At 64.8% G+C, this 23,727-nt stretch carries 18 protein-coding genes; 7 read left to right on the forward strand and 11 right to left on the reverse strand.

The window, feature by feature from the left end:
* Nucleotides 1–72 precede the first annotated feature (72 nt).
* The 5 genes from CXR02_RS01955 (at nucleotide 73) to CXR02_RS01975 (ending at nucleotide 8,023) form a co-directional block, all read left to right on the forward strand.
* Nucleotides 73–1,104, forward strand: a complete 1,032-nt coding sequence (locus CXR02_RS01955) for a LacI family DNA-binding transcriptional regulator (protein ID WP_104060462.1) — start codon at nucleotides 73–75, stop codon at nucleotides 1,102–1,104.
* A gap of 106 nt (nucleotides 1,105–1,210) precedes the next feature.
* Nucleotides 1,211–1,675: an iron chaperone gene (locus tag CXR02_RS01960; RefSeq protein WP_104060463.1), complete on the forward strand. Its 465-nt coding sequence runs from the start codon at nucleotides 1,211–1,213 to the stop codon at nucleotides 1,673–1,675.
* Nucleotides 1,676–1,782: 107 nt separating this feature from the next.
* Complete coding sequence (locus CXR02_RS01965; protein WP_104060464.1) at nucleotides 1,783–3,177, forward strand: FAD-binding oxidoreductase; 1,395 nt, start codon at nucleotides 1,783–1,785, stop codon at nucleotides 3,175–3,177.
* Nucleotides 3,178–3,473: 296 nt separating this feature from the next.
* Nucleotides 3,474–4,679 carry a Gfo/Idh/MocA family protein gene (locus CXR02_RS01970; RefSeq protein ID WP_104060465.1) on the forward strand — a complete coding sequence of 402 codons (1,206 nt, stop codon included), beginning with the start codon at nucleotides 3,474–3,476 and terminating at the stop codon, nucleotides 4,677–4,679.
* On the forward strand, nucleotides 4,646–8,023 hold the full coding sequence (locus tag CXR02_RS01975; protein ID WP_258060666.1) for a glycoside hydrolase family 78 protein: 3,378 nt from the start codon (nucleotides 4,646–4,648) through the stop codon (nucleotides 8,021–8,023). Before CXR02_RS01970 ends, CXR02_RS01975 begins: the two co-directional genes overlap by 34 nt.
* Nucleotides 8,024–8,203: 180 nt before the next feature.
* Here the strand turns inward: CXR02_RS01975 and CXR02_RS01980 are convergent, their stop codons facing one another.
* The 6 genes from CXR02_RS01980 to CXR02_RS02005 all read right to left on the reverse strand — a co-directional run bounded on the left by CXR02_RS01980 (nucleotide 8,204) and on the right by CXR02_RS02005 (nucleotide 14,767).
* On the reverse strand, nucleotides 8,204–9,493 hold the full coding sequence (locus CXR02_RS01980; protein ID WP_104060466.1) for an ABC transporter substrate-binding protein: 1,290 nt from the start codon (nucleotides 9,491–9,493) through the stop codon (nucleotides 8,204–8,206).
* Between the two features lie 97 nt (nucleotides 9,494–9,590).
* Nucleotides 9,591–10,871: an MFS transporter gene (locus CXR02_RS01985; protein WP_104060467.1), complete on the reverse strand. Its 1,281-nt coding sequence runs from the start codon at nucleotides 10,869–10,871 to the stop codon at nucleotides 9,591–9,593.
* Between the two features lie 42 nt (nucleotides 10,872–10,913).
* Nucleotides 10,914–11,558 (reverse strand): Poxvirus protein I5, encoded by a 645-nt coding sequence (locus CXR02_RS01990; protein WP_104060468.1) that lies wholly within the window; start codon nucleotides 11,556–11,558, stop codon nucleotides 10,914–10,916.
* A 12-nt stretch (nucleotides 11,559–11,570) separates the two neighbouring features.
* Nucleotides 11,571–12,488 (reverse strand): carbohydrate ABC transporter permease, encoded by a 918-nt coding sequence (locus tag CXR02_RS01995; protein WP_104060469.1) that lies wholly within the window; start codon nucleotides 12,486–12,488, stop codon nucleotides 11,571–11,573.
* The gene (locus CXR02_RS02000) at nucleotides 12,485–13,438 is read right to left on the reverse strand and encodes a carbohydrate ABC transporter permease (RefSeq protein WP_104060470.1); all 954 of its coding nucleotides are present in this window, start codon (nucleotides 13,436–13,438) and stop codon (nucleotides 12,485–12,487) included. Before CXR02_RS02000 ends, CXR02_RS01995 begins: the two co-directional genes overlap by 4 nt.
* Nucleotides 13,439–13,483: 45 nt before the next feature.
* A complete protein-coding gene (locus CXR02_RS02005; protein ID WP_104060471.1) occupies nucleotides 13,484–14,767 on the reverse strand; it encodes an ABC transporter substrate-binding protein in 1,284 nt (427 codons plus the stop codon).
* A gap of 180 nt (nucleotides 14,768–14,947) precedes the next feature.
* Between CXR02_RS02005 and CXR02_RS02010 the strand changes: the two genes are divergently transcribed.
* Nucleotides 14,948–16,963 carry a beta-galactosidase gene (locus CXR02_RS02010; RefSeq protein ID WP_104060472.1) on the forward strand — a complete coding sequence of 672 codons (2,016 nt, stop codon included), beginning with the start codon at nucleotides 14,948–14,950 and terminating at the stop codon, nucleotides 16,961–16,963.
* Between the two features lie 237 nt (nucleotides 16,964–17,200).
* Complete coding sequence (locus CXR02_RS02015) at nucleotides 17,201–18,928, forward strand: HNH endonuclease signature motif containing protein (RefSeq protein WP_258060667.1); 1,728 nt, start codon at nucleotides 17,201–17,203, stop codon at nucleotides 18,926–18,928.
* Nucleotides 18,929–19,192: 264 nt separating this feature from the next.
* Here CXR02_RS02015 and CXR02_RS02020 read toward each other — a convergent pair whose 3' ends face one another.
* The 5 genes from CXR02_RS02020 to CXR02_RS02040 form a co-directional block, all read right to left on the reverse strand.
* Nucleotides 19,193–19,549, reverse strand: coding sequence for a hypothetical protein (locus CXR02_RS02020; RefSeq protein WP_104060474.1), 357 nt, complete (start codon nucleotides 19,547–19,549; stop codon nucleotides 19,193–19,195).
* A gap of 7 nt (nucleotides 19,550–19,556) precedes the next feature.
* Complete coding sequence (locus tag CXR02_RS02025) at nucleotides 19,557–19,958, reverse strand: hypothetical protein (protein ID WP_104060475.1); 402 nt, start codon at nucleotides 19,956–19,958, stop codon at nucleotides 19,557–19,559.
* 216 nt (nucleotides 19,959–20,174) lie between these two features.
* Nucleotides 20,175–21,440 carry an ABC transporter substrate-binding protein gene (locus tag CXR02_RS02030; protein ID WP_258060710.1) on the reverse strand — a complete coding sequence of 422 codons (1,266 nt, stop codon included), beginning with the start codon at nucleotides 21,438–21,440 and terminating at the stop codon, nucleotides 20,175–20,177.
* 308 nt (nucleotides 21,441–21,748) lie between these two features.
* The gene (locus CXR02_RS02035; protein WP_056346296.1) at nucleotides 21,749–22,699 is read right to left on the reverse strand and encodes a carbohydrate ABC transporter permease; all 951 of its coding nucleotides are present in this window, start codon (nucleotides 22,697–22,699) and stop codon (nucleotides 21,749–21,751) included.
* A complete protein-coding gene (locus CXR02_RS02040) occupies nucleotides 22,689–23,633 on the reverse strand; it encodes a carbohydrate ABC transporter permease (RefSeq protein WP_056346294.1) in 945 nt (314 codons plus the stop codon). Before CXR02_RS02040 ends, CXR02_RS02035 begins: the two co-directional genes overlap by 11 nt.
* Nucleotides 23,634–23,727 lie beyond the last annotated feature (94 nt).

A 23,727-nucleotide genomic window follows, 5' to 3' on the forward strand; every position in this document is an offset into this window, starting at 1 on the left:
GTCAAGCAATTTCCAGACCACATCCGGAACTACGGGAAAAGTGCCGCACACGGCATATCAGCACGGAGAAACATGAATCGCTCAGCCAGCATCAAGGACGTCGCCAACCACGCCAGCGTGGCAGTGGGCACTGTCTCCAATGTCCTGAACTACCCGGACAGGGTTTCCCAGCGGACCAAGGAGCGCGTGCAGCGGGCCATCGATGAGCTGGGCTTCGTCCGCAATGACGCCGCCCGCCAGCTGCGCGCCGGCCACAGCAGGACCATCGGGCTGATTGTGCTCGACGTCGGCAACCCCTTCTTCACGTCGGTGGTCCGGGCCGCGGAGGATGCCGCAGCCCTCCAGGGCAGTGCCGTGCTGCTGGGCGACAGCGGCCACGATGCCAGCCGGGAATCCAACTATATTGACCTGTTCCAGGAGCAGCGCGTGCAGGGCCTCCTCATCTCGCCCGTGGGTGACGTGACGGCGCGTATCGACCAGCTCCGTGAGCGCGGCGTCCCCACCGTCCTGGTGGACCGGCTCGCCGATGAGAGCAAGTACAGCTCCGTTTCGGTGGACGACGACGCCGGCGGTTACCTCGCCGCCCGGCACCTCCTGGACACCGGCCGCCGTCGGCTCGCCTTTGTGGGCGGCCCCACCTCCATCCGCCAGGTGGCGGACCGACTCCAGGGCGCAGAACGTGCCGTGAAGGAGGAAGCCGATGCCACGCTGGAGGTCCTCGATTCCGACGGACAAACGGTGCTGGCAGGCCGCAGTGTTGGCAACCTGCTGGTGGAGCGGGGGCCCGGCGAGCTGCCGGACGGCATCTTCTGCGCCAACGATCTGCTTGCCCTGGGTGTGATGCAGTCACTGACCATGACGCACGCGTTGCGGATCCCGGAGGACATTGCGCTGATTGGGTACGACGACATCGACTTCGCCGTCTCCGCCGTCGTCCCCCTCTCCTCCATCCGGCAGCCAACCGAAGCCCTGGGGCGCACAGCCATCGAGCTGCTGGCCGAGGAACTCGAGTCCGACACTCCAAAGCACCGGGCCGTCATCTTCACCCCCGAACTGGTGGTGCGCCAGAGCACCGCCCCGGCCAAGGGATCCTCCGCCGGCTAGGGATTTCCGGTTCGAGCAGTTGTGTATTCGAGCAGTTCTGGAGAAGCGTCCTCGGCGCCCGGACACTAGCGTGGACGCCAAGAGACCGCCAAGGAAGGAACCCGCAATGACGGACATGAACAAGACCGGCACGAGCGCCAAGTCGTATGACGGCTTCGATGCGGACGAACGGGCCGCAATGAAGGAACGGGCCCAGGAGCTCAAGGCTGCATCGCGAAAAGGGGCCCGCGCCGCTAAGCCGGATGGCGAAAGTGATGTGCTCGGGAAGATCGCCGAGATGTCGGACCCGGACCGCGCCATCGCCGAACGGCTGCATGCCATCATTACGGACAACGCCCCGGAACTCGCGCCGAAGACCTGGTACGGAATGCCTGCCTACGCCAAGGACGGCAAGGTGGTCTGTTTCTTCCAGCCCGCGGACAAATTCAAGGCACGGTACGCGACGCTCGGATTCAGCGACCCCGCAAACCTCGACGACGGCAACATGTGGCCCACCTCCTATGCCCTGACCAAGCTCACTGCCGCAGACGAAGCAAGAATCGTCGAGCTCGTGAAGAAGGCGGTCAGCTAGCGGCTCAGCCTGCTCCGGACAGGGGCGCCCGAGCTGCCGCAATTTCCTCTTGCCAGTTCGTGCCAACGGTGGGACTCTTCTGGAAGAGCGAGAGGTCCGTGAGTCCCATGGCACAAAGCACGGAGATCGACGGCGTTGCGGTCGATGAATTACAGACATCCTTTCGGGGCGACCTCGTCCTTCCGGTTGACGCTGGTTACGATGAGCATCGCAGGGTGTGGAACGGGTCGATTGACCGCCGGCCCGCACTGATAGCCCGCTGTACCGGCGTCGCAGACGTGCGAGCTGCCATCCGGTTCGCCCGCTCGCACAATCTGCTGGCCGCTGTGCGCGGAGGCGGACACAGCTTTCCCGGGCTGTCAGTGTGCGACGACGGAATGCTCATCGATCTCGGGCCCATGAAGGGCATCCGTGTGGACCCCGAGGCGAGAACGGTCCGCGTCCAGGCCGGCGTACTGCTCGGCGAGCTCGATCGCGAGACGCAGGAGTTCGGTCTCGCTGTCCCGTCTGGAGTCGTGACCCACACCGGGGTGGCGGGCCTCACGCTGGGCGGCGGTATCGGCTGGGTCATGCGCAAGCACGGACTCACCATTGACCAGCTGCTGTCCGTGGACGTGGTCACCGCCGACGGCGAGCTGGTCAAGGCAAGCGAGAACGAGAACGCCGACCTCTTCTGGGGCCTCCGGGGTGGAGGCGGAAACTTCGGCATCGTCACCGACTTCGAGTTCCGGCTTGTCTCTGTGGGTCCGTACGTTATGGCCGGGCCCGTCTTTTGGCCGATGGAGGATGCGCCGGAGGTGCTGCGGTTTTACCGTGACTGGATCGCAGACTGCCCCGACGAGCTTATGACCATCGCCGTGCAGCGAAGGGCACCAGCGCTGCCGATCGTACCGCCCGAGCTGGTGGGCAAGCTCGTCCTTGGGGTAACCGCCTGCTACGCGGGCCCGATTGAGGAGGGCGAACAGGTCCTGCGTCCGCTCAAGGAGTTCGGCTCACCCGTGCTCGATCTTTGCCAGCCCAAGCCCTTCCTGGAGCATCAGAGGACCTTTGATCCGTCCTTCCCGCACGGCTGGCATTACTACGTCAGGTCCTGTGACGTCGCGGCCCTCAGCGATGACGTCATCAACATCGTGGTGGAGCACGGCAGGCGCATCACCTCGCCGGTCACGAGCGTCGCCCTGTGGCAGATGGGCGGTGCGGTGGGCAGGATCGACGACGGTGCTACCGCCTTCAACGGCCGCCAGGCCGGGTTCACATTCAACATTAACGGCAACAGCAAGACCGCCGATGGTTTCGCCGCCGAGCGCCAGTGGGCCCGCGACTATTGGTCTGCCCTGGCGCCCCACCACACCAGCGTCTACGTGAACTTCCTGATGGAAGAGGGCGAGGAACGTGTCAGGCACGCGTACGGCGCCGCCAAGTACGACCGGCTCAAGGCACTCAAGCGCACGTACGACCCCACCAACTTCTTCAGCCTCAACCAGAACATCAAACCCGGCTGAACATTTAGCCATGGATCGGAGAACGTCATGCTCCAAAACCTGTTGTGCAAGATGAATCTGCGCCACGATTGGCACATCCAAAGCACGGAAGACGGCGGCCGCTACCGGCGCTGCCAAAACTGCGGCAAATACCAGGAGGGTGGCTCCGGCGGCAGGAACGGCAACTGGGCAGCGCCGTTGGGCATGTAACCACAGCCTGCAACACGCACTGGACTATCACCATGGTTATGCCGCACACTGGATTCGGGAAAGCGCTTACCCAACCTTAGTGTCCCCCGGGGCAGGAACGGAGCCCCATGGCCATATCACCTTCCGCCGCGTCACAGTCCGGCCATCGCGGACACGCCGGACACTCGGCGTCCCCGGCGAGGATGGCGCTGGTAGGCGTCCACGGCTTCGGCACACACCACCTGCGCAACCTTGAACGCCTGCAGGCTGCCGGCGTCGTCGAACTCATTGCCGTGGCCGATCCCCAGCCGCCGGCCCCGGGGTCCGTGCCCGATACAGCCGCCGTTTTCCCGGGACTCACCGAACTGCTGGCTGCCACTCCGGACCTGGACGTGATCATCGTGGCCACCCCCATCCAGACCCACGCCCCGCTGGGCCTCGCCGCCCTGGCCACAACAGCGGACCTCTATCTGGAGAAGCCCCCGGTCGCTTCCCTGGCCGATTTCAACATTCTGTGTGAGGCCGCTAATACATCGGGCCGGAGCGTGCAGATCGGCTTCCAGAGCCTGGGCTCGCACGCGCTGGCGGCCATCGAGGATCTGCTGGCCAGCGGAGCCATCGGCACGCTGCAGGGCATCTCAGCCACCGGCCGTTGGGTCCGCGACAGGGCCTACTACAAGCGCTCCCGCTGGGCCGGAAAGCGGAGCATTGACGGCGTCGACGTGGTTGACGGCGTAGCCACCAACCCGCTGGCCCATGCCGTGGCAACCGCCCTCCGGATCGCCGGCGCCCGCACCATTGAAGATGTCGCCTCGGTGGAAACCGATCTCTACCGGGCCAATGACATCGAATCCGACGACACCTCCGTCATCCGGATCCGCACCGCCAAGGGACTTCCCGTCACCTGCGCACTCACCATCTGCGCCACCGAATCCGCGGAACCTTACGTCACACTGCAGGGCGCGCGGGGCAAGGCCGTGTTTCACTACACCGAAGACCGCCTCACCGTGACCACCCCTGCCGGGCAGACCGAGCAGGTCTTCGGCCGGGACGACCTCACGGAGAACCTGCTGGCCCACCGCCACGAAGGCAGGGAACTCATCAGCCCGCTCCTGGACAGCGGAGCCTTCATGCTGGTGCTCGAAGCCATCCGGACCGCACCGGCGCCGGCCCTCATCGAGGGCGCCTACGTCCATTGGGCAGGCGACGGCGATGCTGCGCACGCCGTCGTCGTTGGGATCGAGGAAGCCCTGGAGCGCGCAACGCACGAGCACGCGACCTTCAGCGAACTTGGACTGCCATGGGCCCTGCCAGCACGCGGAACTGCTTCCTGATGGGCGTCTCCCGCAACCAGGAAGCAACCCCCACACTGACTCGACAAGGCCAGCTGCAGGCAGCCGGCCTGCTGACCGACGGCTTGGCGCACTGCCTCACTACGTCACTGCGCCCCGTGTTTGGCTGGACACTGGCCCAGCCGGAGGACGCCGACCCCGCCGCGGCACGGCAGACAGGCTACGAGATCGCCGTCGAGGATTCGTCCGGAGCGGAGGTCTGGCACTCCGGACCCATCCCCTCATCCCGCCAATCCGGGATCCCCTACGGCGGTCCGGAACTGGCCGAGGACGCGGACTACAGCTGGCGGGTCCGGGTGAGCGACGCCGCCGGAAACTCCGGCACCTGGTCCGAAGCCGCGTCATTCAGCACCGGGCTCTCGGACAGCGGATGGGATGCCGACTGGATCCACCGGGCCCCGGGCGGGCGGGCTCCGCTGGACGTCCTCGAAGGCGCCCTTCGCGTCGCGGGCTCCCCGTTCCTGCCCATTCCCTGCCCTCCCATCCGCCGCTTCTTGCTGGAATCACGTCTCCGGCCGGTGATGGGGTGGGCCGGCCTGCTCCTTCGCAGCAGCGGACCGGGCACTGGATTGCTGTTGGAACTGAACACGGCAGGCAATGTGGTGCTCCGCCGCGCCCCGGAATGGGACATCCCCGCCCCTGCCACTCCGGACACCGAGGTGCTGGCCAGCGCCCAGCTGCAACGCAACGCCGTTGCCAGCCAGGAACGGCTGCCCGGCAAGGACCTGGTCCCCGGCACTTGGCAGGATCTGAGCGTTTCCGACGACGGGGCCACCGTCACCGTTAGCCTCGACGGCGTTGAACTGCTCACCGTCAACGAGCCGCTCCCCACGGGGTTCGAGGGTCGGTTCGCGCTGCATCAGGGTCCCCGCAGCCAGGCCGAGTACGCCTCGATTCGGATCACTGACCGCGCGCCAGCTGACACGACTCAAGCCGTCGGCAAGGTGCTGCTCGACCACCGGTTCAGCGCCGGCCCGGAAGAGGCCCGCGCGTTCCTGGGCCACTGGGCACAAACCACGGCGCACCGGCAGCCCGACGAGTGGACACTTTTCCGCAGCACCGTCTTGCTCACGGGAACTGTGGCCCGCGCACGCCTCTTTGTGGCTGCGAACCATCATGCGCAGGTGGCGTTGGACGGCACCGCTTGCCTCAGCACCACGTCCTTCGGCTACCCCGGCGAGGGATATTACGACGCCGCCGACGTCACCGCGCTGCTCGCGGCGCACTCCCCCGGAGTGCCGAATCAGTCGGGCCATCGGGGCCAGCCCACTCCGCAGCAGCCCGCGGAGGTCCAGCTGACCGCCCTGCTGCACTGGTACGGCCCCGGCCAGGGCAGAGCTGCCGGCGTTCCCGGGCTGTTGGTCCGCCTCAGCGTGGACTACACCGACGGCCGCCGCGAGGTCTTCGGCTCCGGTCCGGACTGGACCGCCACCGAGGCCCCGTACCGGCAAGCGGGCTACCGGAACGATGAGGGCGATCCCGTGGAGCACCTCGACGGCCAGGCGGCGGCCGCCCTGGATGCCGGCCAGGACATGCCGCCGGCACTGAGCTACGGCCCCCACCCCGCCCCGGAGTTCCCGGCCCTTCACCCGCGGCGCACGTCCCTGTCCGAGGAGTTTGTTGCCCCGGAAGCCTTCCTGACCGCCGCGGATGGAACCCTCGTGGCGGACTTCGGCCGGGTCATCCCGGCACGCCCGGAGGTGGACTTCCGCACCGGCGTGGCCGGGCGGACCCTGATGATCCGGGCCGGCTACTCCCTGGACGCGGCCGGCCGGGTGGACCGGAGCAAAACGGCCAGCCAGAACACCGACATGTCCTTCCCTTACACCCAGGCCGAGGGTCCGCAGCAGTTCCGCGCCACCGTGCACCTGGGCTTCCGCTACCTGGAACTCCTCGGAGTGGAGGCATCGGACCTGACCCGGGTCGGCGCCGTCGTCATTCACGGGCAGCACCCGCAGGAGGGGAGCTTCAGCAGCTCCGACGCCACGCTGGACGCGGTGTTCCGGTTGCTGCGCGATTCAGCACTGTACGGGGTCCAGGAGCAGTTCGTGGACACACCCACCCGGGAGAAAGGCCAGTTCCTGGCCGACGCCGTCAACATTTCCTACGCCACCATGGCCCTGTTCGGCGAGCACGCCTACACGGCGCAGGCACTACGGGAATTCGGCTGGTCGGCCGGCCGCTACTGGACCGCCGGTGAGGACCTGGGACGCTACAACGCGGTCTACCCCAACGGCGACGGGAAGCGGGACATCCCCGACTTTTCGCTCATGATGCCGGAGTGGGCCGAGGAGTACCACCTGCGGACCGGCGACCTCGCCCTGGTGGAAGAATTGCTCCCGCACCTCTGCACTACCGCCGACTATGCGCTGCGGTACCTTGCCACGGAAGGCCCGACGGCGGGACTGGTCACCGAACTCGGCGGCGGCTCCGGCCCCTACGTCCATGGCATTGTGGACTGGCCCGCGCCCGGCCGGTTCGGCTACGACATGGACTGCACTGCCAAGACCACCGTTAACGCGCAGGCGTACTCGGCTCTGATGTCCACGGCCCGGTTGTGCAGCCTGGCCAGCCAGGAGGACGCGGCTGTCCGGTACGCCGGCCATGCCGGGGCTCTCGCGGAAACCATCCGCACGCGCCTGCGGGTGAACGGCGTGATGGTGGACGGCCTGCACGCCGACGGCACACCCAGCTCCCACGCGTCCCAGCACGCCACTTCCTTCCCGCTGTCCCTGGGGATCACCGATCCTGCGTCTTCAGCGGCAGATGCGCAGCGGATCGCCGGCCAGGGCATGCGACAGGGGCCCATGACCGTGCATCGGCTGGTGCGGGCACTGCTGTCGGAGGGGCTGACAGACGCCGTCCTTGATCTGCTGACAAACCCAAACCAGCCCGGCTGGGCGCGGCTCCTGGAGGCCGGCGCCAGCTTCACCTGGGAAGCCTGGGAACTTGTGGACGGCACGGATTACAGCCAGTCGCACGCCTGGTCCGCCTCAGTTGTGAAGGAAATCCTGGAGTTCCTGCTCGGGGTCCGCGTGAGTGTTCCGGGCGGCAGCGAAGTGGTCATCGAACCGCCGGTGTGCAGCCTCGAACATGCCAAAGGAAGCGTCCCGCTGCCCAACGGCGCCGTCGAAGTCGCCTGGCGGCGGACCGCCACCGGAATGCAGCTGCAGTGCACGGTTCCCGCGGGCGTCACCGCCACCGTCAGGCTCCCCGCCGGCACTTACGGAATCCAGGGGCCGACGGCGGACCCCGCCGTCGTTCGTTCGCGTGACTTCAGGATCCATGCAGGCACCTGGACCTTTACGCCGTCCGACGCATCCTGAAGACAACGGATTCGACCAGGCCCCAACTAGGTCGCACTTAACGTCGCCATTCGCGTTTTTCACGACGTTAAGTGCCAGTCAGTTGGGGCGGGGCGCACCAAACGGAAACGACGCCGGGTGCGGTTCGCATCCGGCGTCGTCCGTTTCTGGTTCGTCCGTTTCCGGAGTGCCCTGCCTCGACTAGTTGAGCGAGCTCTTGATCTCCTCGATCGACTTCTTCGCCGCCTCCTGCGGGGAAATCCTGCTGAAGTGGACTTCGGTGGCGTACCGGGTCAGGACTTCGGAAACCGCACTTGATCCGGCGGGAGGCACGGCCGGGGCCTCGCCCACTTCATCGGCAATGTCATCGATGAATTTTGCCGTCAGCGCGTCGGTGGGCGTCAGCTTCGGGGCCACGGCTTTGCGCACGTCCGAATTGCCCGGGATGCCGCGGTCTGCCAGTCCGATCTCGCCGGCTTCAACGCTGTTGGCCAGGAAGTCGATGAACTTCTGGGTCTCTGCGGGATGCTTGGTCCGTGAACTGGCGGACCAGAACTGCGAAGCCTTATAGAACTGCTCGGCTTTCTTGGCGTCGCCCTCCACACTCGGCGGACGGTGGATTTCCAGTGCCTGCCCTGAGGCTGTGCTCAGTGCAGCAAGCTGGTTGGACCACACCCAGCCCATGGCGAAGCGGTTCGTTGCCAGGCCCTGCTGGTCCAGCGGTGCGCTGGCCTCTTCGGTCAAGAGGGACGCACGCGGAACGGCCTTGGCGTCCCGCAGACCGGCCTGCATCTCGAAGTACTTCGTGGCATCGGCCTCGTCAAAGCCCAGTCCGCCGTCGTTGGTGAACAGGGACTTCCCGTGCTGGCGCATCCAGAGGTTGAAGGAGGCATCACCCACCACGCCCCCTGAACCGTAGATGCCTTCCTTGCTCTTGCTCGTGATGTCCGCTGCGGTTTCCTTGTAGTCATCCCAGGTCCAGCTCGAGTCATCAGGCAGCGACACTCCGCTGGCGGACAGCAGCGCGGGATTGGCCAGGACCACCAGTGCATTCATGCCCGCCGTGACGGCGAACTGCCCGCCGTCCGTCTTGCCGGCATCCGCGGCGGCCTGGTCGAACTTGGACAGATCCACGTCCTTGAGTTCCAGCAGGGCCCCGCGTTCGGCGTATTCACCGAGGTACTGGGCATCCATCTGGATGATGTCCGGGGCGTCCTGGGAGGCCACCTGGGTGGCCAGTTTGTCCCAATATCCGGACCAGTCGCCGTACTCCCCTTCGATCTTGATGTTCGGGTTCTTCGCTTCAAAGGCCGCAATCAGTTTTTCCGTCATCTTGTGCCGCACATCGGAGCCCCACCAGCTGAAACGCAGGGTGACCGGTCCGTCGGAGGCAGCCGGCGAGCTCCCGGCGCAGCCCGAAAGGGCCAGCGCCAGGACGGCCATGGCAGCCGCAACTTTGGGAATTCTGGATTTTCGGGCGCGTGAAAGCATTCGTTGGTCCTTTGATCTGGCAGTCGGGAGCGTCTCAGAAACCGCTTTCTCACAGACTAGGTGTGAGCCGCACCACGCGTCAAGAACTCACACAAAGTTACTTTTCCTCACAGGACTGCCAGTTCCGCACCCGCCGCGAATTCAGCCACAACAGAAGACCGACGACGGCCGCGGACAGCATGGCCAGCGCACCAGTGACTACCAGGCCTGTCCGCACACCAAATTCCTCCGTCAGCCAGCCCGCCAGCAGGCCACCCAAAGCATGCCCTCCCAGCAGCAGCGGCAGGTAGAGCGCCATCACCCTCCCGCGGACTTCGGGGCCAGCCTCCACCTGCACGGCCGTGGCGGCGCTCGTGAGGAAGACCAAGGTCATCAAGCCCACCACAGCAAGCATCACAGTGAAAGCCAGCAGGTTGGGCATCAGCGCGGCAACCAGCTGCGAAAGCCCAAAGAGTCCGGCTGCGGCCACGATTCCCTTGCGGCCCATGGTCCTCAGCCGCGCGGCGAGCAGCGCACCGGCCAGGGCGCCGACGGCACCCACGGTGTTGAACAGGCCGAACCCCGCCGCACCGTTGTGCCACACCCGCTCGGCGAAGGCCGTCAGCACCACCGGACCATTCATGCCAAAGGCCCCCAGCAGGCCGGCAAGGACGATGATCAGCAGCAGCGAGGGCCGTTCCCGGACGTACCCGAAGCCGGCCAGCAGCTGGCCGCGTCCCCGGGACGCAGGCGTTGTGAGGTGCAGGAGTGCCGGCCGGACGGCGGCGATCAAGACCAGCACAAGCACGGAAAGCACGGCGTTCGCGGCGAAGGCGGCGGCGGATCCGGCCTGGGCGATCACCACTCCGCCGACGGCCGGTCCCACCATGGCGCCAAACTGGCCGATCGCGTTGTTGACGCCGATGGCCGGCCTCAGCCCGGCGTCGCCCACCACTTCGTTGATGAAAACCTGGCGCGCCGGACCGTCGACGGCCGACGTCACTCCCAGCGCAATGCAGCTTCCGTACACCGCCCACACGGTGATGTTTCCGCCGGCGTCCCAGACCGCCAGCCCCAGGGCCAGCAACGCAATCACGGACTGGCACACCATCATGACGCTGCGCTTGGGAAACATGTCCACCAGCAGGCCGCTGAGCGGACCGATGACCAGCATCGGCAGGAACTGCAGCGCCACAGCGATCCCGACGGCGGCCGGACTCCCTGTGAGCTGCAGCACCAGCCAGTCCTGGGCGAGCCTCTGCATCCACACGCCCATGCTGCCGGCGAAGGTCATGCCCATGTACAGGCGGTAGTTGTGCTGCGTCAGCGGCTGGTACCAGCGGACCGGAGTTTGGGAGGCGTGAAGGGATTCTGCGGACTTCGGGCTGTCGGAAGACACGTCTGGCTCAACTCGGTAGTAAATGGGAAATGCAGAGAAAGGCTAGGCGCGGCTGGACCGCATCTTGACGGCGGCGGAGGCCAGGATCAGCATGCCGGGCACCACCACAAACAGGGCCACGAGCATCCAGACAAAAACCACGGCCGCGAACAGCGCCGCCGCAAGGAGGAGCGAGCCTGTCCAGTCACGCAGCGAGAGTGCCTTGGCGGTGCCGAGGGCGGCAGACCAGGTTCCCGGCGCGGAGGCTTCCTCGCCGGCCACGTCGGACCAGGCAACACCGGACCAGGCAGCGGCGGTGCGCAGGAGCAGGACTGCTCCGGCTGCCGCCAGGATCAGCGTGGCCGGAAGGACAACCGAGCTGCCCGGCAGCTGACCCACTGTTGCGAGCAACAGATTAAGGACAATCACGACGCCGGCTCCCGCCGTCGTGATTCCCAGCTTCCAGCTGCCCGGGAGGGCGGCCCGGAACGTGCCCCAGAGGCCGCGCAGGGAATCGTCGCGGCCGGCGAGATGCCGTTCCAGATGGGCGATCCCGGCTGCGTACGCGGCGGGGATGGTGACCAGCGGGATGGACAGCACCAGCACCAGCAGCCCGGCCAGCAGGGTCTCGGAAAACAGGGCAAAGCGGTTTACCGGGATGGGTTCATTGCGGCCGGATGCGGGTGTGGTGCTGTCCATGATGCTCATTTTCTGTATCCGTCAGCCCTTGAGGCCCTGGGTGGAGACGCCTTCAACAATGTAGCGCTGGAACACCAGGAAGAAGATCAGTACCGGGAGCAGGGCCAGGACGGACATGGCGATCATGGCGCCGTAGTCCGAGCTCTGGGTCTGGTCCACGAATAGGCGCAGGGCCAGCGGCAGCGGGTACTTTTCGGGGGTGTTCAGGTACAGCAACGGCCCCAGGAAGTCGTTCCAGCTCCAGATGAAGGAGAAGATCGAGGTTGAGATGAGCGCCGGCTTCATCAGCGGCAGCATGATGGAGCAGAAGATCCGCACGTGGCCGGCGCCGTCGATGCGGGCCGCCTCGTCCAGTTCGGCCGGGAGGTTGCGCATGAACTGGACCATCAGGAAGACGAAGAAGGCATCCGCCGCCAGAAACTTGCCGATCAGCAGCGGGATGTAGGTGTCCACCAGGCCGAGCTGGTTGAAGATGATGTACTGCGGGATGATCACCACGTGGAAGGGCAGGAGCAAGGTGGCGATCATCATGCCGAAGAAGATGCTGCGGCCGGGGAACTTGATCCGGGCGAAGGCATAGGCCGAGACGGACGCGGAGAGAACGGTTCCCACCACAGCGCCGATGGCCAGGATCAGCGAGTTGGTGAAGAACTGCAGGGTGGTCACCCCGCCGATCCCGTCCATCGCCGTGACGAAGTTATCGAAGCTGAAATTGCTGGACCACAGCGAGGTGTTGGTGCCGCCGATTTCGGAGTTCGGTTTGAAGGACGAGGCGATCATCCACAGCGCCGGGTAGAGCACCACGCCGGTCAGGGCCAGGGCTACCGCATGGAATGCCACGCTCTTGGCCCGCTTGGTGCCCGTGGATTCCGACGTCGGGTTGTAGTCCTGCGTCTGGAGCATCGGGGCCGACTGCTTGGGGGTTGCCATAGTTGTCATTTCGAATCACCGCTGTAGTGGACCCAGGACTTGGACGTGCGGAAGATGACCAGGGTAATAAGGCCGACGACGATCAGGAGCAGCCAGGCCATCGCTGAGGCGTAACCCATCCGGAAGTCGCTGAAGCCGCGCAGGTACAGGTAGAGGGTGTAGAAGAGGGTGGAGCCGGCCGGGCCGCCTTCACCGTTGGAGATGATGTAGGCCGAGCTGAAGATCTGGAACGCGTGGATGGTTTCCATCAGCAGGTTGAAGAAGACCACCGGGGAGAGCATGGGCCACGTGATGTTGAAGAACTTCCGCACCGGGCCGGCACCATCCATCGACGCCGCTTCATAGAGCTCGTTCGGGATCTGCTTGAGGCCGGCAAGGAAGATCACCATCGGGGCGCCGAACTGCCACACGGTCAGCAGGATGAACATCGGCATGGTCATGGCCGGGTTGCCTACCCAGCCGCCGAGGTTGATCCCGAAGAAGGACAGGCCCTGGTCCACCGGACCGGAATCGCCGAACATCGCCTTCCAGACGATCGCGATGGACACGGACGCGCCGATCAGGGACGGGGCGTAGAACGCGGATCGGTAGAACCCCTGCCCCTTGCGCTTGCTGTTCAGCAGCATCGCCACTGCGAGGGCGGCGGCGAGCTTCAGCGGGGTACCGAAAACCACATAGCCCACGGTCACGCCCACCGACTGCAGGAACCGCTCGTCCTGGAACATGGTGGCGTAGTTGTCCAGCCCGATCCATTTGGGCGGATCGAAAAGGTTGTAGTTGGTGAAGGACAGGTACAGCGAGGAAACCATCGGACCTAGGGTCAGGACGATGAATCCCAGCAGCCAGGGCAACAGGAAGGTGTAACCGGCGCGGGCATCCGCCCCCTGCCGCCGCGACTTGCGCGGCAGCGAGGGAGCGGACTGCGTCGAACGCCTGCTCAGGGTTGGGCTTTGAGTCACGAGTTCAATCCGTCAGTTGGGAACGTCGGGCAGACAATACGCTGCTCAGGCGTTCTGCTTGATGAGGTCTTCGGCTTCCTTGAACCACGCGTCAGCCGCGCCGTCAATGGTGAGCTTGCCGTAGTTGAGGTCGGAGCTGACACGCTTGAAGGAGGCTTCCAGCGTGCCGAAACCGACGATGGGCGGTTCCGGAGCGTCCTTGAGGTATTTCTCAATGGACTTCTCGTAATCAACAACCAGCTTGTCCGTGCCTTCAAACGTGGTGCCGTCGCGCTGGGTCTTGGAGGCCGGAACGCCGCGGGAGGTCTTGAAGATCTGGCCTACTTCGGGGTCGTTGACCATAAAGTCGATGAACCGGGCGGCGGCATCCTTGTTTTTGGTCTTGGCGCTGGCCACCATCAGCATGGACGGCTTGAGGAACAGGCCCAGGTTGTCCTTGTCATCGGAGGGAACCGGAACGAGCTTGAGCTCCTTGGCGCCGCTGTCACCGAGGTAACCGGCCATGAAGTTATCCCAGGTGACTTCCGTGGCGGTCACGTTCGAGCCAAAGGGTGACTTGGGGGCGAGCTGGGTGACGCGCTCTTCGGAAACGATGGCAGGGGTGCCGCGGAGAGCTGCTGCCTGGTTCCACCATTTCTTAAGGTCTTCCTTGCTGAAGCCGAGCTTGCCGTCCTCGGTAAAGGCCTCGATGTTGTTCTGGCGCAGCCAGATGTTGAACATCCACCAGACGCCGGTGTAGTCCGTGCCGCCGAAGAGCGCGCCGTTGCCCTTGGCTCCGACCTCGGCCAGGAAGTCGTTGTATTCCTTGTAGGTCCAGGTGCCGTCCGGCTCGGCGATTCCAAGTGAGGCGAGCTTCGCGGGGTCGTAGTAGACGGCGAAGGCGTTGGTGCTGGTGGGGATGCCGTAGGTCTTGCCCCGGATCTGGCCGGATGGCAGGAGTGACTTGTCGAAGGCGTCCGTGTTGATCTTGACCGTGCCCAGGTCCAGGAGCTGGTTACGCTGGCCGTAATCCCGCATGTAGGACAGGTCCCACTGCATCACGTCGGGGAGGCCGCCACCGGCAGCTTCCGTGGCCCGCTTCTGCCAGTAACCGGCGAAGTCCGTGAAGTTGCCGTTGACCTTGATGTCCTTGTTTTTTTCTTCGAACAGCGCGATCGCCTTGCGGGTGCGCTCGGCGCGGTCATCGTTGCCCCACCAGGTGTAGTTGATGGTGACAGGGTTCTCCGCCGAACCCGTCTGGCTGGGGGCCGGTGAGCCACACGCAGCCAGTGCTGCAGCGGATGCCGTGCCGATGGCTACGGTGGTGAGGAAATTCCTTCTGTTGATCATGAGAGCCTCCTTGCTCGAGTTGTGCAGGCCCGTGGCTTCTGTGATTACAACGTGAGTTGTGAGCTGGCTTACACACTTTCTGAAACGATACAATACCGGCATTCCGAGGTTTGGGCAAGCGTTTTCCCAAACCTCGCGATTCAGGTACGTTTAGTCCATTCCCGTAGACGAAGGAGTCCCATGAGCTTGCAGCAAACTTCCGGTCCGGCCAGCGTCTGGAACAACGTGGAAGGAATCGCGTACGGCGGCGATTACAACCCCGAGCAGTGGCCGGCCGACGTCCGGCTGGAGGACCTGGAGCTCATGAAGGAAGCCGGCGTCAGTTTCCTTAGCGTGGGCATTTTCGCCTGGGCCCTGCTTGAACCGGCTGAGGGCGAATACACTTTCGGCTGGCTCGATGAGGTGCTGGACAATCTCGCCGCCAACGGGATCAAGGTTGCCCTGGCGACTGCCACCGCTGCTCCCCCGGCCTGGCTGGTCCGCAAACACCCGGAAATCCTGCCGGTCACGGCTGACGGAACCGTGCTGGGACCGGGCTCCCGGCGGCACTACACACCGTCGTCGGCCGTTTACCGCCGGTACGCCACTAGCATCACCCGGGTGATCGCCGAGCGGTACAAGGACCACGCGGCGCTGGCGCTATGGCACGTGGACAACGAGCTCGGGTGCCACGTCTCCGAGTTCTACGGGGCGGAAGACGCCGCGGCCTTCCGCACGTGGCTGGAGCGCCGGTACGGCAGCATCGAGGCGCTGAACGCGGCCTGGGGCACGGCGTTCTGGTCCCAGCACTACGGTTCCTTCGAGGAGATCCTGCCGCCCGGCGTCGCGCCTTCCACGCTGAATCCGGGCCAGCAGCTGGACTTCCAACGGTTCAATTCGTGGGCCCTGATGGACTACTACCGGGAGCTGCTGGCGGTCCTGCGGGAGGTCACCCCTGGGGTCCCCTGCACCACCAACCTGATGGCGTCCAGCGCCACGAAGGCACTGGACTACTTCGAGTGGGCCAAGGACGTGGATGTCATCGCCAACGACCACTACCTCGTGGCTGCGGATCCCGAGCGTCAGATCGAACTCGCGTTCAGCGCGGACCTGACCCGGGGAATCGCGGGCGGCGAGCCGTGGATCCTGATGGAACATTCGACGTCGGCCGTCAACTGGCAGCCGCGCAACCAGCCCAAGATGCCCGGCGAAATGCTGCGCAACTCCCTGGCCCATGTGGCCCGTGGAGCGGATGCAGTGATGTTTTTCCAGTGGCGGCAGAGCTTCGCCGGGTCCGAGAAATTCCACTCCGCAATGGTCCCGCACGGCGGCCGCGACACACGGGTGTGGCGCGAGGTGGTGGAGCTCGGGTCTGCCCTGAAGCGGCTCGCACCGGTGCGCGGCTCCCGGGTGGAATCCCGCGTGGCGATCGTGTTCGACTACGAAGCCTGGTGGGCCAGCGAAATCGACTCCAAACCGAGCGAGGACGTGAAGTACTTGGACGTGCTGCGGGCGTTCCACCGGTCGCTGTTCCTGCGCGGGATCGCGGTGGATATGGTCCATCCTTCTTCGTCCTTGGAGGGCTACGGCCTGGTCCTGGTGTGCACGCTCTATTCGGTGACGGACGCAGCCGCTGCCAACATCGCTGCTGCCGCGCGGGCCGGAGCCACGATGCTGGTCACGTATTTCAGCGGGATTGTGGACGAGCAGGACCACGTCCGGCTGGGCGGCTATCCCGGCGCTTTCCGGAGGCTGCTGGGGATCCGCGTGGAGGAATTCCACCCGCTGCTGGCCGGCGAGCAGTTGAACCTGAGCGACGACGGGGTCTCGTCCGTGTGGAGCGAGCACGTCCACCTCGCCGGCGCTGAGGCCGTGCAGACTTTCACCGAGTATCCGTTGGAGGACGTGCCGTCGCTGACGCGGCATGCGGTTGGTGCCGGTGCTGCCTGGTACCTGGCGACGTTCCCGGACCGCGACGGCATTGAAGCGGTCGTGGACCGGCTGCTGGCCGAATCCGGCGTCGCTCCCGTTGCCGCCGCCGACCGCGGAGTGGAGCTCGTGCGTCGACGTGCTGACGACGGCGGCAGCTTCCTGTTCGCCATCAACCACTCCCGCTCAGCCGCGGCGGTGGAGGCCACCGGCGTTGACCTGCTGACGGGCGGGGCGTTTGAGGGGACCGTTGCGGCCGGTTCCGTTGCGGTGATCGCGGAGGACTGACACGAGGTTTTTCGGGCACATTGGGCGTGCTTCCGGGTGGGAAGTCCCGACGCCGAGCAAAATGTCGTACCCCCTTGGCAGAGTGTTCCTATGGAAGCTTTGACGGAGCGGCTTGCGAGGAACGACGGCGGTACCACCGCCGTTCTGACGCGCGCCTGCTCTCCTGTTGAGGGAGCCTTCAACACTGAGAGATTCGGCCGCGGCATAAATGTCGTACCCTCACGGCAGAGTGTTCCTATGGAAGCTTTGACGGAGCGGCTTGCGAGGAACGACGGCGATTCCGCCGTGCCTGCGCCGGCGAGCCTGGAGGCGGCGATCGCGATGGTCCGCGCCGTAGTTGCTGCCGCTCCTGCCCAACTGGCCATGGCTGGCTACGTGGACGCATCAGATTTCGCCGGACAAGCCGAAGAGCTCTCCCGAGACGTTGACTACCTCCAGATCCTCTCCGCAGGAGCCGTGAACCGCACCCGCACCCAGGCCATCACCAACGCCACGGCCACTCGGGCCACCAGATCCTGGACCACGGGCTGGGACAACGGCATCGAAACCGTGAACGAAACCGACGCGGCCTGGCCCGCCGGCACCACCACCGAAACCACCACTGACCTTGTGCCACGTTCCCCGGCGGACGACGGCTGCAAGACCACGGCCGAATTCCTGCGCCTAAGGCTCCGGATCGGGCTCGGTGAAGCCAAACGCCGCCTCCACCTCGCCCACGCCATCCTGCCCGAAACCACCCTCACCGGCGACTCCATACCGCCGGTGAGGGAACACCTCGCCGCAGCGTTCTCCCCAGCCACCACCCCGGCAGACCCCGGCACCGGCACCGGCATCCCATTTGAGTTCCCGGCAGGATCCGGGCCCGTGGTCTCCTCCCGCGCCGGCACCATCATCAGCGCCACCCTGGACCGCCTCAAACACCACACCACCCCGGAGAACCTGGACCGGATCGAACACGACCTCACCCACACTGCCGCCACCGCGGACCCCGACTTCCTGACCCGCGTCGCCCGCCGCTGGGCCGACACCCTCGACGCCGACGGCACCGAACCCACCGAAGAAGCACTCCGCCACACCCAAGGCGCGTTCATCCGCAAACCCCGCCACGGCCTCCACCACCTCGAAATCTTCGCCACCACCGACCAATACGAACACTTTGCCACCATCATGAACGCCGCCACCAACCCCCGCACACACCAACCCGGCCTCGCAGCCAGCAGCAGCACCGGCACAGGCGCCGGCGAACACGACAGCAGCCGGGACCCGGGCCAAGGCACCGGCGTGTGGCAAAGCAATGACGTGGACCTGGACCGGCGCACCCGGCCCCAGAAACAACTCGACGGCATAATCACTGCCTTCAAAGCAGCCCTCACCACCAACAAGCTCCCCACCGCCGGCGGAAACCGCCCCCAAATCCTCGCCACCATCAACTACCACGACCTCCTCCCCCACCTCGGCGCAGCCGCCGAAACGGACACCGGAACCGGCGCAGGCACAGGCACAGGCACAGGCACAGGCACAGGCACAGGGAACTACACGTTCACCGGGCCCGTCGCAGCCACTACCGTCCGCAAACTCGCCTGCGACGCCGACATCATCCCCGTCCTCCTCGGCACCCACGGCGAAATCCTGGACCAAGGCCGCAAAACCCGGCTCTTCACCCCCGCCCAACGCCTCGCCCTCACCGCCCGCGACCAAGGCTGCACCTTCCCCAACTGCACCATCCCAGCCCCCTGGTGCGAAGCCCACCACATCACCTACTGGTCACACCACGGCCCCACCAACGTCGGCAACGGCGCCCTGCTCTGCTCCCATCACCACCACGTCATCCACAAAGAACAATGGACCATCCACACCCGCCACGGCGTCCCGTGGTTCACACCCCCACGCCACATCGACCCCACCCAAAAACCCCAAGAAAACCACTACTTCAAACCACCACCCCCACCGCCCAAACGCGAATAGACGCCGCAGCAACGTTAATGAAAAGCCACGGACAAGCCTGCGAGGTCTGAACGAAGGTGTATCCCGGGATTGGCCTGCAGTCCGCAGCGTTCCCCAGTGATTTCGACTGCCGTGCTGCTTTCGGCTCAGCTGGCTCATCTGCTCTCTCGCTCAAGACCGCGGATTGGCCGCTCCCGCTTCCCTGGCTTGCAACCGGCCGCTAAAGCACAAGCATCACGGCAGCGCGTGGAAAACCAGCGTCAATAGGAATCAAGGGAAGCAGAACTACTGCTCGCCCGCGGCCAAGACTGCGCCCGCGCGTTCACCCATAGCGCCGCCGGCTGTGAAGCCAATGACCTCTATCAGGACTTCTTCTTCGTGGTGCACATCTGTGACGTTCACGGAGCGGACCGATCCCTCACGCATGCCTGCCGGGATACCGTCAACAGCTACTACCCATCTGTCAACCGCGGGGTCACTGGATTCCCAAGTGACTCTGATCTCACTGATCGTCCCCACCGTAGAGAGAACCTCGATACGAACGTTTGAGGCCGCTGCCAGATACAGGGGCGTTGTGCTGATGCGAACAGGCGTCTCCAACGTGTCAGTGCCACCCGCGATCCCTGTCACCCGCAGGATCATGACTCCTTCAAACTGCCTCGTAAGTGTGTTTGAGGACGGGATCAGTGGTGATCCGGTCGTAGCTTCCGTCCCCATCCAAGTCCCATTCGTACTTCACAACAACACCCACGGACTCTGAGGCATCGTAAGTAACTTGCGAACCCGGAGGCCCGGAAAAGCCGCTGATTGTCAGCCATGCCTCGACACCAGTCTGCTTCTGCTTGCCCAGCGGGATGGTGATCGCTTGAACCGGCGCCCCTGAGGCCTGAGCGGATGAAGTCGAACCGACAGTGGGGACGGCACTGGGCGGACTAACTTCCAGTGTGTTCGGGGTCGGATGCCCGCTGGGCACACCATCTGCGCAACCGGTCAATATCAGTAGTGCTGCCGCCGCGGCGGTCCAACCGGATGCCTTCATGTTCTCCCCCATGAATTGAAATGCTCCTAGTGGACCATGAGGACCCGCACCCGTCTAGCACTCATGGCTGCCGGGAAAGCAGGACCCAGGACACAGACCTTAACACCACAGTCCCGGCCGGAACCAAAGGTTCCAGCCGGGACTGTGGTGGCCACTCGCCGTCGTACGCTTCCTGCTGAAGCTTCCTTCAGAAGCTGCATCCGGAAGAGCCCGACGGCGGCGCGGGACTTAGCTGATGGCGGACTTCATCTCGTCCACGGCCTTCTTGCCGGCTTCTTCTGTGGACAGGCGGTTGAAGAGGACCTCGGAGGTGTAGCGCTTGACGATTTCCTGGATGGCGCCGGCGCCCTTCGGCGGCGGGGCCGGAGCCTCGCCGAGCTCGCCCTTGATCTGGTCGATGAACTTGACCACCTTGATATCGGCGGGGGTCAGCTTTGGCTCGATGGCGGTGCGGACGTCGGAGTTCGGGTAGACGCCGCGGTCGGCAAGCAGGGCCTCGCCTGCCTTGGTGTTGTTGGCCAGGAAGTTGATGAACTTGGCCGTTTCCACGGGGTGCTTGGTGCGCGATGAAGCCGACCAGAACTGGGATGCCTTGTACCAGAGCTTGGCGTCGGCAGCCTTGCCGGTGGTGGACGGGAACCGCAGGATCTGCAGGTCGGTTCCGGCAGCCTTCTCCAGCGCCGGCAGCTGGTTGGACCACCAGAAGGCGAGCCCGTTCTTGCCCGTGGCCAGGCCACTCTGGTCCAGCGCTGCGGCCTCAGCTTCCACAACTTCCGATGCAGACGGCACAGCCTTCTTCTCGCTGAGCTCCTTCAGGAAAGCCCACCAGTCGGCGATGTCCGAGGGCTCGAATCCCAGCTTGCCGTCGGAGGTGTACAGGGTCTTGCCGTTCTGCCGGAGCCAGACTCCCAGCGAGGCCTCGTCCGTTCCGTAGGCGGCAGAGCCGTACGTACCCTTCGGGGACTTCTCAGTGAGTTCGGCGGAGATGCGGCCGAAGTCTTCCCAGGTCCAGGTCTTGTCGTCGGGAAGCTCAACGCCTGCAGCCTTGAAGACGGCCGGGTTGGCCAGGATGGTGGCCGCGTTGATGCCGGCGGCGATGCCGGTCAGGCCGTCTTCGCTTTTGCCGGCATTGAGGGCTGCTTTGTCCAGCTTTGACGTGTCGACCTCGTACTTGGAGAGGTCCAGCAGCGCGCCGCGGGTTGAGTACTCCGTGATGTATTTTTCGTCCATCTGGATGATGTCCGGGGCGTCGTTGGCGGCGACCTGGGTGGCCAGCTTGTCCCAGTATCCGCTCCAGTCGCCGTACTCCGGCTTGATCTTGATGTTGGGGTTCTCGGCCTCGAACGCCGCGATGGCCGCCTGCGTCAGCTGGGCGCGCTTGTCGCTGCCCCACCAGGAGAAGCGCAGCTCAACGGGCCCGCCGTCGCTCTGCGGGGAGGCTCCCCCGCCGCAGGCACTCAGGGCAAGCACGACGGCGGCTGCCGCGGCAACCACGCCCGTCTTGCGGAAACGGCGGGGTGCGCCGGTGGATGGCGTCTCTGCCGTACGGTTTTTGGCATCTGACTCAGTGCGGTGAAAAAGCGCCACTGGGTACTCCGATCTTCATTGATCTGGCTAGGGGGAAAGTAAAACGAGAAAGCGTTTTCTTAACTCTCATACTACAAGTACCTGACTTGTATTACAAGATGTTTTTCTTGCCTTGGCCTCGGCGGATCATCCACGCGACCCGGCCCGGCGGGATACGCCAAGTGACCCGTCCTCGAGGGGCGGGCCATTGGCTGGAGCAAGGTGTTTCGCTGAATCTACTTGATACCCGTGGTGGCGATGCCCTTGATGAGGAACCGCTGGCCAAACAGGAATACCAGGAACACCGGCAGGAGGGACACGATGGACATCGCGAAAAGCGATCCCCAGCTGGTGGCGGACTGCGAATCCACGAAGGCGCGCAGCGCAACCGGAACGGTGAACATGTCCGGGTCGGTCAGGTAGATCAGGGCCCCGAAGAAGTCGTTCCACGTCCAGATGAAGGTGAAGATGGTGGTGGTGGCCAGGGCCGGCACCATCAGGGGCAGGATGACCCTCAGGAAGATGCGCGGGTGGCCGGCGCCGTCGATCCTTGCCGCTTCATCCAGGTCCTTCGGGATGCCGCGGATGAACTGCACCATCAGGAACACGAAGAACGCATCGGTGGCCAGCAGCTTGGGCACAATGAGCGGCCAGAACGTGTTCACCCAGCCGATCTGCGAGAACAGGATGTACTGCGGCACAATCACCACGTGGAACGGGAGCATGATGGTCAGCAGCATGATGCCGAAGAACAGCTTCTTACCGGTGAACTGGAGCCGCGCGAAGGCGTAGGCGGCCATGGAGCAGGAGATCAGGTTTCCCAGGATGGAGCCAATCACCACGATGGCCGAGTTGAGCATGTAGTGCCCGAACGGGTGCGTCAGCGCGGACCAGCCGTCGGTGTAGTTGCTCATCTCCAGGCTATTGAGCCACAGGCCAGGCTCCCGGAAGATCAGCTCATTGGCCCGGAGCGATGAGACAACCATCCACAGCAGCGGGTAGATCATGAGGCCGCCGGCGAGGATCAGGATGCCGTGTTTGATCAAGGCCCTGGTGCGGGCAGCCCTGCTGAAGGCGAGCGTGCCGCGGGATTCGCGGCGTTTCGCGGGCTTGCGGTGATTCGTTGGCTTACCGGCGCCGGCGGTGTTTTTGTCCGGGGCGGGCAGCGTCTCAAGCTTAGTCGTCATAGAAAACCCAATACTTTGCAGCGATAAAGTTGATGGCGGTGAACACACCGATGATGACCAGCAGGAACCACGCCATTGCGGAGGCGTAGCCCATGTCGAACTGGCCAAAGCCCTTCTGGTACAAGTACAGCGTGAAGAACATCGTGGAGTCCGACGGGCCGCCATTGCCGCCGGAAACGATGAACGCCTGCGTGAAGGACTGGAAGGATCCAATGATCTGGAGCACCAGGTTGAAGAAAATGATGGGGCTGAGCATGGGAAGCGTGATCCGCCAGAACTGTTGGAGTGTGCTGGCGCCGTCCACCTTCGCTGCTTCGTAGTACATCACTGGAATCTGGCGGAGGCCGGCCAGGAAGATGATCATGGGGGCGCCAAACGTCCACACGTGCAGCAGCACAATGGAGCCCAGCGCGGTGCTCGGATCGGAAATCCAGCCGGGACCCTGGATGCCAAACATGGCCAGGGCCTGGTTGACCAGGCCGGTGGTGCCGAAGATCTGCTTCCACAGGATGGCAACCGCCACGGAACCGCCCAGCAGGGACGGCAGGTAGAAGACGGAACGGTAGAACGGCAGTCCGCGCAGGCCCTTGTCCAGCACAAGCGCAATCAGCAGCGCAACACCGAGCTGCAGCGGGACGCCTACAAAGACGTAGGTGAACGTCACGCCCAGCGAGTTGTGCAGCCGGGCGTCGGCGAACATGCGGATGAAGTTGTCCAGCCCGACCCATTCCGGCGGCTGGAGCAGGTTGTAATCCGTGAAGGACAGGTACAGGGACATCAGCATCGGGCCGACGGTGATGGCAACAAGGCCCACCAGCCACGGCAGCAAGAAGATGTAGGCGGCCTTGTTATCCCGGCCGTTCGCTTTTTTCTCCGCTGCCGTCATGGGGCCTTTGCGGCGCTTGAGGGTGCTCAGTTCACTGATGGCACTCATTGCGGCAACTCCGTTTCACGCAGCAGACCCGCTGCAGCCGGCATTCCTGCCGGGCACGGCGTCCTGGGTATGTGTCTAGCGGCCATGTGGCCTC

Origin of the sequence: Arthrobacter sp. 4R501, assembly GCF_002929755.1 — a bacterium.
Taxonomy (GTDB): Bacteria; Actinomycetota; Actinomycetes; order Actinomycetales; family Micrococcaceae; genus Arthrobacter.

What these genes read in the sequence shown, in the direction of transcription:
- CXR02_RS01955 (WP_104060462.1), top strand. Translation starts at nt 73, where the DNA reads ATGAATCGCTCAGCCAGCATCAAGGACGTCGCCAACCACGCCAGCGTG.
- CXR02_RS01960 (WP_104060463.1), top strand. Translation starts at nt 1,211, where the DNA reads ATGACGGACATGAACAAGACCGGCACGAGCGCCAAGTCGTATGACGGC.
- CXR02_RS01965 (WP_104060464.1), top strand. Translation starts at nt 1,783, where the DNA reads ATGGCACAAAGCACGGAGATCGACGGCGTTGCGGTCGATGAATTACAG.
- CXR02_RS01970 (WP_104060465.1), top strand. Translation starts at nt 3,474, where the DNA reads ATGGCCATATCACCTTCCGCCGCGTCACAGTCCGGCCATCGCGGACAC.
- CXR02_RS01975 (WP_258060666.1), top strand. Translation starts at nt 4,646, where the DNA reads ATGGGCCCTGCCAGCACGCGGAACTGCTTCCTGATGGGCGTCTCCCGC.
- CXR02_RS01980 (WP_104060466.1), bottom strand. Translation starts at nt 9,493, where the DNA reads ATGCTTTCACGCGCCCGAAAATCCAGAATTCCCAAAGTTGCGGCTGCC.
- CXR02_RS01990 (WP_104060468.1), bottom strand. Translation starts at nt 11,558, where the DNA reads ATGAGCATCATGGACAGCACCACACCCGCATCCGGCCGCAATGAACCC.
- CXR02_RS01995 (WP_104060469.1), bottom strand. Translation starts at nt 12,488, where the DNA reads ATGACAACTATGGCAACCCCCAAGCAGTCGGCCCCGATGCTCCAGACG.
- CXR02_RS02005 (WP_104060471.1), bottom strand. Translation starts at nt 14,767, where the DNA reads ATGATCAACAGAAGGAATTTCCTCACCACCGTAGCCATCGGCACGGCA.
- CXR02_RS02010 (WP_104060472.1), top strand. Translation starts at nt 14,948, where the DNA reads ATGAGCTTGCAGCAAACTTCCGGTCCGGCCAGCGTCTGGAACAACGTG.
- CXR02_RS02015 (WP_258060667.1), top strand. Translation starts at nt 17,201, where the DNA reads ATGGAAGCTTTGACGGAGCGGCTTGCGAGGAACGACGGCGATTCCGCC.
- CXR02_RS02020 (WP_104060474.1), bottom strand. Translation starts at nt 19,549, where the DNA reads ATGATCCTGCGGGTGACAGGGATCGCGGGTGGCACTGACACGTTGGAG.
- CXR02_RS02025 (WP_104060475.1), bottom strand. Translation starts at nt 19,958, where the DNA reads ATGGGGGAGAACATGAAGGCATCCGGTTGGACCGCCGCGGCGGCAGCA.
- CXR02_RS02035 (WP_056346296.1), bottom strand. Translation starts at nt 22,699, where the DNA reads ATGACGACTAAGCTTGAGACGCTGCCCGCCCCGGACAAAAACACCGCC.
- CXR02_RS02040 (WP_056346294.1), bottom strand. Translation starts at nt 23,633, where the DNA reads ATGAGTGCCATCAGTGAACTGAGCACCCTCAAGCGCCGCAAAGGCCCC.